General features: G+C 73.4%; 9 protein-coding genes and 1 pseudogene. 1 reads left to right on the top strand and 9 read right to left on the bottom strand.

Annotation, left to right across the window (positions count from 1 at the left end; genetic code table 11):
* The 8 genes and pseudogenes from ACIPUC_RS35675 to ACIPUC_RS35710 form a co-directional block, all read right to left on the bottom strand.
* Positions 1 to 239 (bottom strand): hypothetical protein (locus ACIPUC_RS35675; RefSeq protein ID WP_446593045.1); only part of this gene is annotated, 239 nt, incomplete at its 3' end.
* Positions 240 to 367: 128 nt separating this feature from the next.
* Positions 368 to 1,798: a DUF6177 family protein gene (locus ACIPUC_RS35680; RefSeq protein WP_446594545.1), complete on the bottom strand. Its 1,431-nt coding sequence runs from the start codon at positions 1,796 to 1,798 to the stop codon at positions 368 to 370.
* A 76-nt stretch (positions 1,799 to 1,874) separates the two neighbouring features.
* A complete protein-coding gene (gene eccCa / locus ACIPUC_RS35685; protein WP_446594546.1) occupies positions 1,875 to 5,846 on the bottom strand; it encodes a type VII secretion protein EccCa in 3,972 nt (1,323 codons plus the stop codon).
* Between the two features lie 2 nt (positions 5,847 to 5,848).
* Positions 5,849 to 7,057, bottom strand: a complete 1,209-nt coding sequence (locus tag ACIPUC_RS35690; RefSeq protein ID WP_446594547.1) for a MinD/ParA family ATP-binding protein — start codon at positions 7,055 to 7,057, stop codon at positions 5,849 to 5,851.
* A 20-nt stretch (positions 7,058 to 7,077) separates the two neighbouring features.
* Positions 7,078 to 8,433: a type VII secretion integral membrane protein EccD gene (eccD, locus tag ACIPUC_RS35695; protein WP_446594548.1), complete on the bottom strand. Its 1,356-nt coding sequence runs from the start codon at positions 8,431 to 8,433 to the stop codon at positions 7,078 to 7,080.
* A 265-nt stretch (positions 8,434 to 8,698) separates the two neighbouring features.
* A pseudogene (locus ACIPUC_RS35700) lies at positions 8,699 to 8,956 on the bottom strand (hypothetical protein); the annotation flags it as partial.
* A 164-nt stretch (positions 8,957 to 9,120) separates the two neighbouring features.
* Positions 9,121 to 9,969, bottom strand: coding sequence for a hypothetical protein (locus ACIPUC_RS35705; protein ID WP_446594549.1), 849 nt, complete (start codon positions 9,967 to 9,969; stop codon positions 9,121 to 9,123).
* Between the two features lie 29 nt (positions 9,970 to 9,998).
* Positions 9,999 to 11,525 (bottom strand): outer membrane protein assembly factor BamB family protein, encoded by a 1,527-nt coding sequence (locus ACIPUC_RS35710; RefSeq protein ID WP_446594550.1) that lies wholly within the window; start codon positions 11,523 to 11,525, stop codon positions 9,999 to 10,001.
* A gap of 121 nt (positions 11,526 to 11,646) precedes the next feature.
* On the opposite strand from ACIPUC_RS35710, the gene ACIPUC_RS35715 reads away from it, so the two are divergent.
* Positions 11,647 to 12,120, top strand: coding sequence for an N-acetyltransferase family protein (locus ACIPUC_RS35715; protein ID WP_446594551.1), 474 nt, complete (start codon positions 11,647 to 11,649; stop codon positions 12,118 to 12,120).
* A 22-nt stretch (positions 12,121 to 12,142) separates the two neighbouring features.
* Here ACIPUC_RS35715 and ACIPUC_RS35720 read toward each other — a convergent pair whose 3' ends face one another.
* On the bottom strand, positions 12,143 to 13,843 hold the full coding sequence (locus ACIPUC_RS35720) for a bifunctional 3'-5' exonuclease/DNA polymerase (protein WP_446594628.1): 1,701 nt from the start codon (positions 13,841 to 13,843) through the stop codon (positions 12,143 to 12,145).
* Positions 13,844 to 13,909: the final 66 nt, after the last annotated feature.

The raw sequence follows: 13,909 nt of genomic DNA on the forward strand, positions 1-13,909 counted from the left end.
TGCTCCATCCCCGACTGACCACCCAAAATGGCCGCCAGCGAAGCGTTCAGCTCCTTCGCGATCCCGTCCGCACGCAGCTTGAACGAGTCGAACGCGACCTTGCCCTGCCCCTGGAACTTGCCCTCCAACGGCTGCGCCGCAGCCACCAGCTGCTTGATCAGCGAACCCAGATCCGTATTCGAGGTCCGCGACCCCGACATCAGGTTCGACAGAACCTGCGTCCCCATGTCGAACTTCATCCCACTCCCCCGCACATCAGAACGAACGTAAGTGTGTTCAGTTCTATCAACTTTCCATCAACCTACATCGCTCCTGCAACCAGCAACGAGTGGGTTGTGACCTGGCTATGACAAACCGCCAGACATCTTCACGAGCCCTTCAGATGGGCCATCAGCCGCTCGAAGTCCGCCCACCCCGACAGGTCCGACGGGTCCCCCGGCAGCGGGTAGTAGTACGCGGGACGGTTCTTCGGCCCCAGCCGCACCGGCTGCTGCGGCAGCGGCGTGCGCCGGGCCCGGTCGTCAGGCATCGCCCGGACCTCCTCCGCGCCCAGTGCGAAGGCCAGCGGGACGCCCGGCCCCTCGAAGCGCGGCGGTACCAGCAGGTCGCGGCGCGCTTTGCGGAGCTGTACGAGCATCGACTGGAGGTGGTGGCGGGTGGCGAGCGCCTCCGCGGTGCGCGGCAGGGCGTCCAGCGGCGGCTCCTCGCCGGCGCCGTAGCCGAGGGCCAGGGTCACGGTCTCCTCGACGCCCGCCTTCGTACGGCTGATCCGCACCGTGGCGAGGCCGGGGCGCTCGGGGCTGCCCACCACCACGAACCACGTCGGCTCGGGGGCCCGCGCGAACGCCACGTCGGTCAGCCGGCCCGGGGACCAGGGCAGGTTGGCCGGTTCGGCCGTGCCCCAGCCCGCCGGGGGCCCGCCGGTCAGCTCGCGCCACACCGTCTCCAGGGCGCCGCCGAGGACCAGCCGGTCGTCCGCGGGGTGGACGGTGCGGAAGGTGACGGCCAGCTGCCGCTCGGCCGTCTCCGCGACCTCCTTGTACGAGGCCGCGACCGGGGTGCGCGGGTCGTCATCGGCGGCGTCCTCGGTCGCGTCCTCGGACACCACGGTGGCGAACATGCCCTCCTGCCAGCGCAGTACCGCGCCCGAGAGCCCGTCGTAGTAGCCCTCCCGTTCGTCCTGCACGACCCACCGCGAGGGCCATTCCGGCATGTTCGCGAGCACCGCCGGGGACAGCAGGGTCCCGGGCGGGGTGACGACCTGCAGGCCGCGCTCGGCCGCCGCGGCGGCCCGGAAGGCGTCGGAGAGCCAGGCCGTCATGGCGACGACCGGGCGGTCCATGATGACCACGGCGACGTTGGGGGTCAGCACGTCGACGGCGGGCTGCGCCGCGGCCGGCGTGGGCGCGACGCTGACCCCGTCGGTCTGCACGACGGCCAGCGAGCGCGCCATCTCCGGCGGCCAGGCCGTCCCCCCGGCCAGGGAGGCGAGGCGGGCCGCGAAGGTCCCCGCGAGGCGCTCCGCGTCGGGGACGCCGGTGGTGGCGCGGGCCTCCGTCCACCAGAACGGCACGCGCGGCGGGGTGGCCCCCAGCAGCCGCTCGGCCTCCCCCTCGACCTGCACCAGCAGCGGCGCCTCGACCGAGACCAGCGGCCGTCCCTGCTCGTCGCAGAGCTGTACGACCGCGCCCTCGCCCGTCGCGTTCACCAGCTTGTCCGGGCCCCCGGCGAGGAGGCCCGCGAGCACCGCCCACGGATCGGGCATCTTCGGCGTGAGGGCTATGACGTCCTTGGTCATGGGGTCGTACGGTCCTTCGCAGTCCGGGATTCGAGGAGCAGGGCCAGGGGCAGGGGCGGGGCCGGGGGCAAGGGCGTTACTCGGGCGTGTACACGGTCTGGATCAGGCGGTTGGACTGGCCCCTGCGGATGAGCACACCGCGGCCGGCGGGCTGCTGGGCGGCGTACACCCCCGGGAACAGCTGGCCCTCGCCCCGGTCGCCCGCCATGACGACCGCCGAGGCCCCCGATTCGCGCAGGCCCTGCACCAGCGGCTCGTACATGCCGCGCGAGGCGCCCGCGACGCGGCGCGTCAGGACGAAGTGCAGGCCGATGTCCACGGCCGACGGGATGTACGGAACGAACGGGGCGAGCGGCGACTGCCCCGCGGTGGTGAGCACGTCGTAGTCGTCGACGAGGACCACGATCCGCGGACCGCCGCCCCAGCTGCCCGGCTCCAGGTCCTCCAGGGGGGCGCTGTCGTCGGGCAGCCGCCGCTCCAGCTCGGTGGCGATTCCCGCGGCCAGCCCGGCGCACATCTTGGTGTTGTAGGCGTAGCCGCCGTTGAACTCCTCCGGGACCACTCCGCGCAGGCTGCGCCGCGGGTCCATGATGGCGAAGACCAGCTCGTCCGGCCCGTAGCGCTCGATGAGCCCGCCGGCGATCGTCTTCAGCAGGTTCGTCTTGCCGCACTCGCTGTCCCCCATGACCAGCAGGTGCTGGTCGTGCCGGAACAGGTCCAGGAGTACGGGCGCCAGCGCGGTCTGGTCGAGGCCGATCGGCACCCGGTGGGGCTCGGCGACCGGGCCCGGGAGCAGGTGCGGCTCCAGCAGGTGCGGCAGCACCCGTACCGGCTGGGCGGCCTCGCCGCTCCAGGTGGCGCGGATCGTACGGGCGGTGCGCTCCAGCACCGCGCCCAGCTCGGCGGTGTCGCGCAGGCCGTCCGTACGGGGCAGCGCCACCTGTGCGAAGAGCTTGCCGTCGGTCAGGATGCGGCCGGGCTCGTCGGGGGAGAGGGTCTCGGCGAGCTTGCGCTCGATGCTGGACTCGCTGGGATCGTTGAGGCGCAGCTCGACGCGGGTGCCGAAGTTCGACTGGGTGGCGATGCGGACGTCGTTCCAGCGGAGCATGCCCGCGACGACGTGGATGCCGTAGCCGCCGCCGCGCTTGAGGATGTCGACGACGGCGTCGTCGAGGTCCTCGAAGTCGTCGCGCAGCGCGCCGAAGCCGTCGATGACCAGGACGATCTCGGCGGAGGCCAGCTCGGGGAGCCGGCCGGCGGCGTGCAGGGTGCGCAGCTGCTCGACGGAGTCGATGTTGTGCTCGCGGAACACGTCCTCGCGCAGGGCGAGCATGGTGCGTACTTCTTCGACGGTACGGGCCGCGCGCTCGCGGTCGGCGCGTCCCGCGATCCCGCCGACGTGCGGCAGGCCCGACAGGGCCTGGAGGCCGCCGCCGACCAGGTCGAGGCCGTAGACGCCGACCTCCTGCGGGGTGTGGGTCAGCGCGAGCGAGAGGACCAGGGTGCGCAGCAGGGTGGTCTTGCCGGACTGCGGGCCGCCGATGACGGCGGCGTGCCCGCCCGCGACGGTGAGGTCGAGGTACCACTCGCCCTGCCACTGCTTGGTCGGGTCGTCGAGCAGGCCGAGCGGTACGGTGAGCCGCCCGCGCCGCTTGGCCAGCTGCATGCCGCGCGCGCCCACGTCGAGCGGGCCGGCGACCGTGTCCAGGGCGATCGCGTCGGGCAGCGGGGGCAGCCAGATGCGGCGCACGGGACCGGCGGCGTTCTGCAGCTGGTCGACGATGACGCCCATCTCGGTCGGGCCGGTCTCGCGGCGCCGTGCGGAGGGCTCCTGGGCGCCCGTGCTCTCCGGCTTGGACAGGGTGTTGAAGGCCTCGTACTCCAGGGCGAGGGGGCCGCTGTCCTCTTCCTCGCGCTGTACGGGTCCCCGGTAGGCGCCGGAGACGTAGCTGGCCTTGAACCGCTCGTAGTGGCTGGTGTCGACCTTGAGGTAGCCGAAACCGGGCAGCGGCGGAAGGTGGAAGGCGTCCGTGGTGTCCAGGACCGTACGGGACTCGTCGGCGGAGAAGGTGCGCAGGCCCAGGCGGTACGAGAGGTAGGTGTCCAGGCCCTTGAGCTTGCCGCCCTCGATGCGCTGGCTGGACAGCAGCAGGTGCACGCCGATGGAGCGGCCGATGCGGCCGATGGACAGGAACAGGTCGATGAAGTCCGGCTTGGCGGTGAGGAGTTCACCGAACTCGTCGATGACGACGAACAGGTGCGGCAGCGGGTCCAGGTCGGGCCTGCGTTCGGCGCGCAGCGCGGCGTAGTCGCCGATGTCGGCGACGTTGCCCGCGTCCTTGAGGACCTGCTGGCGGCGCTTGACCTCGCCCGCGAGCGAGGCGTGGACGCGCTCGACGAGGCCGGCCTGGTTCTCCAGGTTGGTGATGACACCGGCGACGTGCGGCAGGTCCGCGAACGGCGCGAAGGTGGCGCCGCCCTTGTAGTCGACGAGGACCAGGGCGAGGTCCTCCGGCGGGTGCGTGGCCACCAGGGCGAGGACGAGGGTGCGCAGCAGTTCGGACTTGCCGGAGCCGGTGGCGCCGACGCACAGGCCGTGCGGGCCCATGCCCAGCTCGGAGGACTCCTTCAGGTCCAGCAGTACGGGCTCGCGGGAGTCGCTGATGCCGATGGGCACGCGCAGGAAGGCGCGTTCGCCGCGCGGGGCCCACAGGCTCGGCAGGTCGAGACGGGCGACGTCGTCGATGCCGAGCAGGTCGGCGAAGTCGACGGGCCCGGACAGCGGGGCGTCGATGAGGGACTCGGCGGACAGGCGCAGCGGGGCGAGCATCCGGGCCAGGCCCTCGGCGAAGGGGATGCCGACCTCGTCCACGGTGCCGTGGGCGCTGATGGGCTGGTCCTGGCGCAGGTCCTCGATGAGCACCTGGTCGCCGTCGACGGTGATCCGCACGCCGACGTGCCCGGGCTCCTGGACCCGCTGTTCGAGCAGGTGGAGGACGGTGACGCCCATCTCGCGCAGGCCGACCGCGTCGTCGGGGCGCGGCAGTTCGACGGCGTCCTCGCCGTGTCCGTCGGTCACGACGAGCAGGCGGGAGGTCATGGCGAGGGCGTCCTTGCCGGACAGTCCGCGGCGCACCTCGGCGGCGTAGGAGGCGCGGCGGCGCAGCTCCGGGCCGACCTGCCGGGCGAGCTGGGCCGCCGAGGGCGCGATGCGGCGGGCGGCGACGGGGCCGTCGAGCTGCTCGGTGTCCAGGAGGTGCGGCATCCACTTGGCCCACTCCCAGTCCTCGAGCCGGTCGCCGGGCACGGCGAGCGCGATCGCCACGTCGTCGGGGGCGTGCAGGGCGGCGGTCTGGACCAGCAGGGCGCGTGCGACGCGCAGGCAGTCCTCGCGGGGGCCGATGACGCTGATGTTGCCGACGCGGTCGAGCGGGACGGTGAGCGGGAGTTCGGTGCCGTTGCGGAAGCGGGCCGTCAGCGCCGACGCCTCGTTGAGCATGAACTGGTCGGGCGGGGTGAGGACGGTGGATCCCTGCTGGCCGATCTGCAGGTCGCGTACGGGCATCTCGCCGGTGCCGACGCGCACGCGCAGGAAATCGCCGTCGACGCGGCGGCGCTCCCACAGCCGGGCCGGGTCGCGGACGATGTCGTACAGGGCGTGCGGCGGCGGGTTGAGCACGTCGGCGTGCTCGCCGCGTTCGCGCTCCTCGCCCGCCAGTTCCTCGCGCAGGTCCTCCAGGTAGGCGAGGTAGGCCTCGCGCTGCGTGCGGCGGGTGCGCTGGGCCTTGCCGCGCTGCGAGAAGACGAGGGCGAGGGAGCCGACGATGGTGACGACGAGGATCAGCGCGCCGAGCGCGGCGAACTGGCTGTTGCGGACGACCGTCATCATCACGACGGACGACATGACCCCGGCCACGGGAAGCAGCGACATCGCGATGTTGCCCGCCTTCCCCTCGGGGAGGTTGGGCGGTGCTTCGATGGTGCGTGCCGCGGGGGCCGCCGGGGGCCTGATGGTCCGCGCCGGGCGGTGGATCAGTCGGGTACTCATCGTCAGTGGCGCTTCTGGGAGAGCTGGAAGACGTCCGCGGCGAGCCGGGCGGCGGTCTGCCTGGTCGAGTGGGCGAGCAGTTCGGTACGGATCCGGCCGCCGTCCGCCAGGTGGCGGTCGTACGGCAGGACGTGGACGCTCGGCCCTGCGGCCTGGAGCGTGCGGGCCGCCTCGGCGAGGTCGATTCCGGAGTGCGGCGCCTGTTCGGTGAGCACGACGACGGTGCTCGCCATCACGTGCGGGGGCAGGCCCTGCATCCACTGGAGGACCGCGTAGGTGCTGCTGACGCCGTCCAGGGTGGCGGGGGTGGCCAGGACGCGGGCCTGGGAGGCGGACAGCGCGACGCGGGCGACCTCGGCGGGCAGCGTCTCGCAGTCGACGACGGTCACGCCGAAGTAGCGGCGGAGCGCGACCATGGCCCGCTCGTAGGACCGGGTGTCGAGCATCGCGCCGATCTGGCCCTGGCTGCCGGGCAGCAGCCAGGCGTTGTCGCGGAGTTGCACCAGGTATCCGGTGACGTCGAGCAGCGACATCTGGGGCTCGACGATGCCCGCGACGTCGCCGGTGGTCCAGCGCAGGGTCTCGGCGCCGAGGCGGATCGGCAGCGAGCCCAGGGCGGGGTCGGCCTCGACGAACAGGACGGGGTCCTGCCGGTAGTGCGCGTACGTGGTGCCGAGCAGGGCGGAGACCGTGGACTTGCCGGCGCCGCCGCGGATGGAGGTGACGGCGATCTGGCGGCCCGTGGTCACGGGCTGCTGGAGCAGCTCGGCGGCGCGGGTGGCCTCGGCCACCTCGCGGGCGGCCGAAGAGGAAACGGTTCTGCGTACGGCGCGCAGGGCGCGGGCGGCGAACGGCTCACCGTGCCGGGGCTTGCGGCCGGCCCCGGTGAGGTTCCGGTCCACCGCCGGCCGGGACTCCGGGGCGGGGGCGCCCTGCCCGCGCCCTGCCGGGGCGTACGCGGCCTGCGGCTGCGGCTGGGCATACGGCTGGGCCTGCGGCTGGGGGTAGTCCGGGGGCACGGCGGCGGCCGCCGCTCCGGCCGGGCCCTGCGGCGGGTACCCGTACGCGGGATCCGCGGCGCCGGGGGCGGGGGCCGGCGCGCCGGGACCCGGCACCGGCTGCTGCGGGCCGCCCGGACCCTGGGCCGGAAGCTGCGCTCCGCCCCTCAGGTCGCGCAGGACGTCGCCCTGCCAGTTGTCTCCGTGTCGCATGTCTGCCCCTGCCCTCTTCCTCAGAACTTGTTGAGCAGCTGCCCGTACACGCCGAACACCCCGACGGCGAGCGGGAAGAGCCCCACCATGCCCACCGATTCGACGAGGTCGGCCGTGCGCCGCAGCCGGACCTGCACGTGCTCCGGCGGCTGCACCGCGAGGACGAGCAGCGGCAGCAGCCCCGCAAGACCCAGCACGGCGAGCGGTCCGGCGCCTGCGCCGTGCTCGGTCCACAGCATCACGAGGCGTACGACGAGCAGCGCCGCGGCGACGATCAGCGCCACGACTTCGGCGACCAGCGGGAAGGCCCGCGCCCTCGACAGGAGCACCACGGCGACGAGCGCCGGCAGCGCCACCGTCCACACGGACGGCTTCTCGGCCAGGGTCAGCAGCCAGCCGGCGGCGGCCGCGGAGATCGCGGTGACGATCGTCGCGAGGGCGAGCCCGCGGTGCGTGGCGGCGAGCGCGTTGCCCACCTCGTGGCGGCTGACGGAGGCGCCGCCCGAGCGGCGGTCGTCGAGTGCGGTGAGCCCCGAGGCCATCAGGGCGAGCCGCGGCAGCAGGCCCAGCACCACCACCGAGACCAGGGCCATGACCGCGCCGAGCCGGGCCGGATCGCCTTGGAGGGCGGCGACGGCCTCCCACAGGGCGGTGATCACGGCGGTGGCCACGGCGCCGATCAGCCCGCCGCGGCCGAGCGGCGAGAAGTAGCCGAGCAGCACGAGCGCCAGGACGAGCGCACCCGCGACGGCGGCGAGCCGCGCGATGCCCGACCAGTCGTAGGCGTCGGCGGCGGTCCACGCGGTGAGGAGGCCCAGCCCGCCGGAGGTGAGCAGCAGGGCCGTGGCCAGGCCCCGATTGCCCTGCCCGATCCGGGAGATGACGGCGCCGGCCGCCATCAGGACGAGCGTGACGGCGGTCAGCGCGGCGGTCAGCGATTCGAGTGCGAACTCGCGGCGGGCGAGCAGCGCGGCGGTCACCGTGAAGGCGACGGTCGCCACGCCCGCGCTGCCCCGCCGGGCGGCGGGACGCCAGCGCCAGGCCTGCAGGTCCAGGTCGTCGGCCACCAGGTCGGTGACGTCGTGGACCACGGGGGCGGGCGGCGCGGAGTGGCTCCTGACGAGCCGCAGGACGGCGCCGTCGGCTATCCCGGCCGACGCGAGCGTGCTGTCGTGCGGCAGCGCGGAACCGTCCGACGTGATCAGCTGACGGGTCAACGGGCGCGACGCGGCCCGGTCGTCGAGCAGCTGCAATATGTCCGGGAGCAGCTGCCCGATCGGAGTGTCGGAGGGCAGGACCACATCGGCCCGGCGCCGCTCGCCGACCAGGGTCACCCGGCTCAGTTGCGCCCGGGAAGTCGTTGCTGTGCTCACCACTTACGGGAACCTATCATCGCGGGATGGCGACCTTTCGGGCCAAGGGGACATGACGCTGCTGCCGGTCTGTGAACTCTCCCGGATCCGCACGCCTCTGCTGCTTCCTCAACGACTACGGCTGCGTCGGCTTGGGCGACTTGGCCGAGTGCGAGGGCGTGGGCTGGGCCGTCTTCGGCGGTTTCGGCGGCTTCGACGGAGGTGGCGACTTCGCAGGGGACGGGCTCGCCGCGCCCGGCTGCTGCTGCCCCTTCGACGGCTGCCCGAGGGGCTGCATGTGGCCCTGTTGCTGCTGCTGTTGCTTCTGCTGCTCGGCCTTCTGCTTCGCGAGCGTGTGCTGGATGAAGGACCACCCGACGCAGCCCGCGCAGAGGACGGCCGCGATGGCGATCCCCGCGAACAGCTTCCCGAGCCGCTCGTCCGCCGTGCGCCGCGCCCGCTGCGCGCCGAAGAGCAGGGCGTCCCTCATCCTGCGGCGGCGTACCGCCACCGATTCCAGAAGCTGGCTGTCGTAGTCCCGTGCCATCCGTCGTCCGTTGCCTCAGTCTCGGCTCGTCGAGCGCCAACCACCGCTCCGGGGCGCGGCTCCTGCGCGTGCGCCATACGAAGTCCCCCGTGTTTTGCCCCTGCAACATAGAGCATGCATCCGAATCCAGCACATCCGGACCGGGGAATGAACCGCCGGGGCGGTCAGGGGGCCGCGGGGTCGGGCTCCTCGGGGTCGCCGGAGAGGCGGACGGTGCTCAGGATGCGCATGATGAGGTCGTCGCCGACCGCGCCGGGGACGCCCGTGCGGCCGTGGAAGTCCCAGGCGACGAAGCCGCCCTTGGAGTTCTTGAAGCCGAACACCACCGCCTGGCCGTCGCCGGCGCAGCGGTTGGGCTGCGCGGCCCCTGCGGAGCGGGCCTTGACGTACGTGCCCCTGACGCCGGCCTTCGTGCGGTACTCCACCGGCTTGTCCCAGGTCACGCGGCTCTTGTCGGGCTGGGTGTTCGCGGCGTAGACCCAGGTCGGCGCGTTCTTCTCGCCGATCTCGGCGGTGTCCTTCGCGCCTTCGGCGCCCTTGGTGCCGGCGGAGGCGAGCCTGACGTCCTCGGTCCGGCCGTCGCCGCTCGCGTCGACGCTGCACCACTTGGACTTGTAGAAGGCGGGCGCCGTGTGCCCGATGAGGACCTTGTCCGGGTTCTTGCGGTCGGTGTAGCCGCTGAAGACGGTGGGCGCGGCGACCTCCCAGTCCGGCGGGACGTCGAACGCGGTGCCGTGCTTCGGGTTGACCACGGTCTTCCAGCCCTTGACGAGCGGCTTGGACGGGTCGGACGCCGCGGCACGGTCCTCGGCCCCGCGCCGGACGTACACGACGGCGGTGACGGCGGCGGCGACCGCCAGCGCGGTCACCGCGCAGATGCCGACGACGGCCCGCCGCCGGCCCTTCCGCGGTTCCCGCCGGCGCGGCAGCTGAGGCTGCGTCGGCGGCTGCGGCGGCTGCGTCGGCGGCCACTCGGGCGGGCCGAACTGTCCCTGCTGGTACGGGTTCTGCACGGGTCCGTCCCCCTCCTGCACGTGTTTGCCTACTTGCCGAAGGAAAGGATGGCGCGGCTCGCCACTTGGGGCTCCGGGCTGACCACCCTGCCGTTGAGCAGGAACAGCCGTCCGCCCGCCCAGGAGATGCGGACCCCGTGGTCGTAGAAGACGTCCTCCGCCCCGGCGGCTGCCGCCGGACTCTGCAGGAGCGGCTGCGAGGAGCCGTCGGCCGGTGCGAGGGACACGACCGAGCCCGTCTCCCCGCTGCCGGGCGAGACGTAGACGACGACCCTGCCGCCCTCGAGGGCGATCGGCCACATGGTGCGGCCCTTCGGCTGTTCGGCCGTGCGCCACTTCTCCTTGCCCGTGTTCAGGTCGACGGCGACGACCTGCAGGGTGTCCTCGATGCCGAGGTACTGGCCGGGCCGGCCCCCGCCGATGTAGAGCGTGTCGGCGTCGGCCACGGCGGCGTAGCACTCCTGGTAGCCGGTCGAGTTGCCCCACCCGTTGCACCGGCCGCTGACCGCGAACCCGGCGTCGCCCTGCGAGCGGACCTTGCCGTCGGGCGTGAACGCCGTGATGTTCCAGACCTGCTTTTCCTTGTGGTACGCCGCCACCACCAGCGGGTCCACCGACAGCACCCGGCCGACGTTCCAGCCCTTGTCGTACGTATGGCTCCACTTGGAGCCGCCCGTGGCCGGATCCAGCTCCTCGACCATCGACCGCGCGGACCCGACGGGTTCCTTCGGGGCGAAGCAGTGGCGCAGGGCGATCAGCCGTGAGCCCCCGGCGAACGCGTTCGGGGAGCAGCCGTTCGTGTTCGCGGTACCGAAGAGCTTCCTGCCGTCGGTGACCGAGACGCCGCTCATGACGGCCGACCGGGCCAGGGCCACCGTGTCGCCGGAGACGGCGATCTCCAGCTCGAGCGAGCTGTCGCGGGCGTTCTCCTGGGGTACCGGCACCTTCCAGCCCGCCGTGCCCGTGGCGAGGTCGATCTGCTGGAGCTGGTTGCAGTGCGACGTCGAGGAGTCGGTCTCCTTCACGCCCACGACCAGCTTGCCGGTGGGGGACGGGTCCCGCGGCACCCCGCACAGCGGCGTCTGCAGCGGGAGCTTCCACTTCTCCTGGCCGTCGGCCACCGCATAGCCGGTGACCTCCTTGTACATCGCCTTGACCACGACGTCGCCCACCCGCCAGGGGCCGTACTGCGAGGCTCCCGCCCCGGCGAGCTCGGTCTGGTTGTCCCGCAGCCAGACCCGGGCCTCGCCGGGCTGGATGCCGGCATTGGGGTCGTAGGTTTCGGGGCCGCCGCCGGGGCCCTTGCCGTCGCCCTGGTCGACCGAGGGCGAACCGGTGGGCGTGGCCGAATCCTTGCTGTCCCTGCCGTCCTGGCCCCGGTCTCCGCCGACCGCGAGGTACGCGCCGCCGCCGATGACGAGCAGGACGCCGACCAGCGCCGCCAGGACGATCGCCGTGCGGCCCCTGAACCGGCCGCCCGTACCGGCACCTGTGCCACTGGGCCGCGGTTCGAACGGTTCGGGTGGCGGCCCGAAGCCGGCAGGTGTCTGGTTCATGGCACGAGTGTGGCCGATACAGAAGTATTTCTAGAATAGATTTTTAGACTTCTTGGCCACCGGCCGCCAGGTCACCCGCACAATGGTCCCGGCGCGCGGGAGTGGATCAAGGGAGACATGGATGAACGGTCAGGCAGCACGGTCCGGTGTCGCGGTGCGCAGCGCGGGCGAGGCGGACCTCGACGTGGCGGCGGAACTGTTCCGCGGCTACCTGGAGTTCTACGAGGTCGACGTGAAGGACGCGGAGCGCCCGCGCGCCTTCTTGGCGGAACGGCTCGCGAACGACGAGTCCCAGGTCCTGCTCGCGGACGTCCCGGGCGCCGGGACGGTGGGGTTCGCGCAGGTCTACCGGACGTTCTCGTCGCTCTCCATGCGGCCCGTCTGGGTGCTGGGCGACCTGTACGTCGCCCCCTCCGGCCGCCGTACCGGCGCGGGCCGGGCCCTGCTGCACGAGGTGCTGCGCCGGGCGCGGGAGGCCGGGGTGGCCGGGGTGCAGCTGGAGACCGCGTACGACAACACCGTCGCCCAGGGGCTGTACGAGGCGGAGGGCTTCGTCCGCGAGGGCTTCCACGTGTACTTCCGCGAACTGGGCTGAAAGAACCGGTGGGCGGGCCGGGCTATTTGGCGTCCGCGTAGCACTCCACCACCGCCGTGGTGAACGGGAACCGGACCGGGGTGTCGCCGAAGGCGATGCGGCCGGCCCGGTCGCCGGCGGCGCGGATCGCCTCGGCGACGGCCGCGGCCTCCTCGGCCGGGCAGTGCACGATCACCTCGTCGTGCTGGAAGAACACCAGCTCGGCCCGCATCCCGGCCAGGCTCTGCCGCAGGGCCGCGAGCAGCAGCAGCGTCCAGTCGGCGGCGCTGCCCTGCACGACGAAGTTACGGGTGAACCGGCCGCGGGCCCGGGTGTTGGCCGAGGTGTGGCCCGGCCTCCAGGAGTCCTCCCGGTCCTGCGGGATCCCGGCCTCGCCGTCCTCGGGGGCCCCGGCCGGCGGCGGGCAGGTACGGCCCAGCCAGGTCCGTACGAGCCGGCCCTCCTCCCCGGCCCTGGCCGCGTCGTCCACGTACGCCACGGCCAGCGGGAAGCGGCGGCGCAGCGCGGCCAGGTTCTTGAGGCCGTCCCCGGAGGTCTGCCCGTAGACGGCGCCCAGCACGGCCAGCTTGGCCTTGTCGCGGTCGCCGGAGAAGCCCTGGCGGGAGATGGCGGTGTAGAGGTCCTCGGGCCGGCCGGCCACCTCCATGAAGGCGGGGTCGCGGGAGATCGCGGCGAGCACCCGCGGTTCCATCTGGTCGGCGTCGGCGACGACGAGCCGCCAGCCGGGGTCGGCGATCACGGCCCGGCGGATCACCTTGGGGATCTGCAGGGCCCCGCCGCCGTTGGTCACCCAGCGGCCCGTGAGGGTGCCGCCGGGGAGGAACTCCGGGCGGAAGCGGCCGTCGCGCACCCAGTCCGCGAGCCAGCTCCAGCCGTGTGCGGTGTAGATCCGGTACAGCTTCTTGTACGCGAGCAGCGGCTCGACGGCGGGATGGTCCAGCTCCTGGATCTCCCAGCGGCGGGTGGACTTGAGCTTGATCCCGGCCTCGGCGAACGCCTTGATGACGTCGGCGGGCAGCTCGGGACGCACGCGGCGGCCGAAGGCGGCGGAGATCCGGTCGGCCAGCTCGGCGAGGCGGCGGGGCTCCCCGCCGCCCGCGTACCGCTCGCCGAGCAGCTCGGTCAGCAGGGCGCGGTGGACGTCGGCCCGCCAGGGCAGGCCCGCGCGGTGCATCTCGGCGGCGACGAGGAAGGCCGCGGACTCGGCGGCGGTGAGCAGCCGCATGCGGTCGGGGTGGGCGGTGGCGTCGAGCCGTCCCGCCTGGTCGGCGTGGACGGCGAGCAGGGCGTCGAGGGGGACGGCGGTGACGGGCCGCGGGTCGAAGAGGGAGTCCTGGGCGCCGGGCTCGGCGGCGCGCTGCGGCGGGTCGGGCGGTACGGGGGCGTGGTTGAGCCGGGCCCAGGCGGCGGCGGCCGAGCGGGGCTCGCCGAAGCGGCCCTCGTGGCCGAGGAGCAGCAGCTCGACGCCCTCGATGTCGTGGCAGCGCTCGACGCGGGCGCCGGCGGCGAGCAGGCGGGGGTACACGGCGGCGGTGGACCGCCAGACCCAGCGGGTGCCGGGGGGTGCGGTGCGGATGGCCTCGGCGGGGTCGCGCACGGTGATCCGGGCCCCGCCCGCGGGGGTGACGGGCGCGGCGTGCCATCGCCCGTCGGCGTCCTCGGCCAGGGCCCAGCGGCCGGCGTTCTCGCTCACGGGTGCGAGTGTCCCACCGGGGTCGGACAGTGCCGCCGTGCCGTGGGCCGGGGTGGTGCGAGGCCGCCCCCGGGAAGGGCACGGCGGACATGCCAA

The organism is Streptomyces sp. LARHCF249 (assembly GCF_052871255.1).